Origin of the sequence: Microcoleus sp. OTE_8_concoct_300 (assembly GCF_031383065.1) — a bacterium.
Lineage (GTDB): Bacteria > Cyanobacteriota > Cyanobacteriia > Cyanobacteriales > Microcoleaceae > Microcoleus.
This window is the reverse complement of record NZ_JANMZH010000647.1, coordinates 1-2,413: the sequence shown is the minus strand read 5'-3', so window position 1 is coordinate 2,413 and position 2,413 is coordinate 1. Positions and strand designations below refer to the sequence as shown.

At 45.8% G+C, this 2,413-nt stretch carries 3 protein-coding genes; 2 read left to right on the top strand and 1 reads right to left on the bottom strand.

The genetic code is table 11. From position 1 onward, the window contains the following. Positions 1-177 precede the first annotated feature (177 nt). Positions 178-1,368 carry a cysteine desulfurase family protein gene (locus ACUVJL_RS29220; RefSeq protein ID WP_445249051.1) on the top strand — a complete coding sequence of 397 codons (1,191 nt, stop codon included), beginning with the start codon at positions 178-180 and terminating at the stop codon, positions 1,366-1,368. Here ACUVJL_RS29220 and ACUVJL_RS29215 read toward each other — a convergent pair. After that, positions 1,365-1,715, bottom strand: coding sequence for a hypothetical protein (locus ACUVJL_RS29215; RefSeq protein ID WP_445249050.1), 351 nt, complete (start codon positions 1,713-1,715; stop codon positions 1,365-1,367). The two genes, ACUVJL_RS29220 and ACUVJL_RS29215, sit on opposite strands and share 4 nt — an antisense overlap. Positions 1,716-1,753: 38 nt before the next feature. On the opposite strand from ACUVJL_RS29215, the gene ACUVJL_RS29210 reads away from it, so the two are divergent. Beyond that, on the top strand, positions 1,754-2,410 hold the full coding sequence (locus ACUVJL_RS29210; protein ID WP_445249049.1) for a hypothetical protein: 657 nt from the start codon (positions 1,754-1,756) through the stop codon (positions 2,408-2,410). The last annotated feature ends 3 nt before the right edge of the window (positions 2,411-2,413 follow it).

The window sequence follows — 2,413 nt, the reverse complement described above, 5'->3', positions numbered from 1 at the left end:
CCAATTTAATGTGAAGTTGCATATATTTCGATCCCCCTAAATCCCCCTTAATAAGGGGGACTTTGACCAAGCTCTTGTCCCCCCCTCCCGCGGGGGGTTAGGGGGGATCAGATTCTATGCAGCCTCATATAAAATTGGTATCAGTCATCAGTCATTAGTTATTAGTTATTTGAAATCATGCAAATTTACCTCGACTATAGCGCCACAACACCCGCACGGCCAGAAGCGATTCAAGCCATGCAAAAAGCCCTCACTCAGCAGTGGGGGAATCCTTCCAGTTTGCACGAGTGGGGACAAAGGGCGGCGACAGCTTTAGAATTAGCAAGAATGCAGGTTGCTAGCTTAATTAACGCGCTACCGGAATCGATAATTTTCACGAGTGGGGGCACTGAAGCGGACAATTTGGCAATTATGGGAATTACCCGTCTTTATACAAAGCCGCAGCATATTATTATCTCAAGCGTAGAGCATTCCGCAGTAGCAGAACCGGCGCGACAACTCGAACAGTTGGGATGGGAAGTGACGCGCCTACCGGTGGATAAATTTGGGCGAATTCACCCTTTGGATTTGCAAGAGTCGCTGCGATCGAATACAGTGTTAATTTCAATCATTTACGGACAAAGCGAAGTTGGGACGCTGCAACCAATAGAAGCCTTAGGACAAATTGCGCGCGATCGCAATATCATGTTTCATACCGATGCAGTTCAAGTTGCCGGCAAGCTGCAAGTAGACGTGCAGAAACTGCCCGTAGACTTGCTTTCCCTTTCCAGTCACAAACTTTACGGGCCACAAGGTGCAGGCGCGCTTTACGTGCGTCCGGGAGTAGAATTAGTGCCAATGTTAGGCGGTGGTGGCCAAGAATTGAAACTACGTTCCGGGACACAAGCGCTGCCGACAATTGTCGGTTTTGGGGTGGCGGCGGAGTTAGCATTGCAGGAAATAGATGTGGAAACGCCGAGGTTAATTGGATTGCGCGATCGGCTTTTTGACCGATTATCCCACGTACCCAGTTTAGTACCAACAGGCGATCGATATTGTCGGCTGCCGCACCACGTCAGTTTTTGCATCGTCTCCCCCTCCTCCCGCCCTTACCAAAAGAGAGATACAGGGCGAATCACAGGCAAAACTCTGGTGCGGCAGCTAAACTTAGCAGGAATTGGCATTAGTTCCGGTTCAGCTTGTAGCAGTGGCAAACTAACTCCCAGTCCGATATTATTAGCAATGGGATATGACGAAATCGGCGCAGTTGGTGGAATTCGCTTAACTCTAGGACGAGAAACCACAGAAGCTGATATTGATTGGACAGTAATTGCGATCGAGCAAATTTTCGATAGATTAATGCCAAAGGTAGCATTATCTAGGCGTTAGCAGGAAAATCGGCGGTTAAAAACCTTCATAAACCGGGTTTTTTCCCATCTCTTCGCACTGTAACCAAGTATTCTCATAAAAGCCAGGTTTATGACCAGCCGTGCAGTTAAAATTCCCCAGAAACCAGGTTTATTAGCATTTTTGCCCACACTAACAAACACTTCTGGAAAAAACCAGGTTTCCACAAACCCATAAGTCCAAGACAAAACTAAATCATCTGCGTCCATCAGCGTACATCCGCCGACATCTGCGGTTAAAATCCCCCAGAAACCAGGTTTTCTAGCATTTTTGCCCACAGTAACAAACACTTCTCGAAAAAACCAGGTTTCTGACCACCCACTAATCATGCTAAAATAAATCCCGGTGTTATTCACAACTCCCCACAATGGAAGAAAACCGCGCCCAAGCCTATCTGCAATTAATTCACACCCTGCTGAATTGCCCCAACGGAGAAGAACCGCAGATATTACAAGATAACTCAGAATTATTGGATCGCGGATTTCTGGAAACTTGCGAGTTAGTAGCATCAACCTTAGCAGAACAAGGAGGCGATAATGGTGCTAATTTCCTCCGAAATCTGGCCAGTCAGCTATGGCAATTGATCGACAGTAACGATGATGGAGATAACAAGAACTCCGCCGGTGAAAATTTCCAAGAGTATGCAAACTTTTTCCTAGAATTATTGCAAGCCGAACAAGACAGTAATAGCGATATTGCAGTAATTTACCCCATGCTCGATCGACGGCAACATCTCCTCAATGCCCGTTTTGCCGAGATTTTACAGCAAGTATCTCAGAAGTTAATTGTCGGCGAAAACTCACAAACAATTAGCTCAATTATCGGTCTAATGGAAAATTTAAGTGATCATATTAGTGAGTTTCCCAGCGGTAATAGAGCGGACAATATTGAAATTGCCATTACTGGTTATCAAATAGTTTTAAATAATCGCGAACCGGGGAGCGAAAAATGGACGAAAACTCAAAATAATCTGGCTACTGCCTACAATAACAGAGTCAACGGTTCGCTGGCGGAAAATCTGTAACGG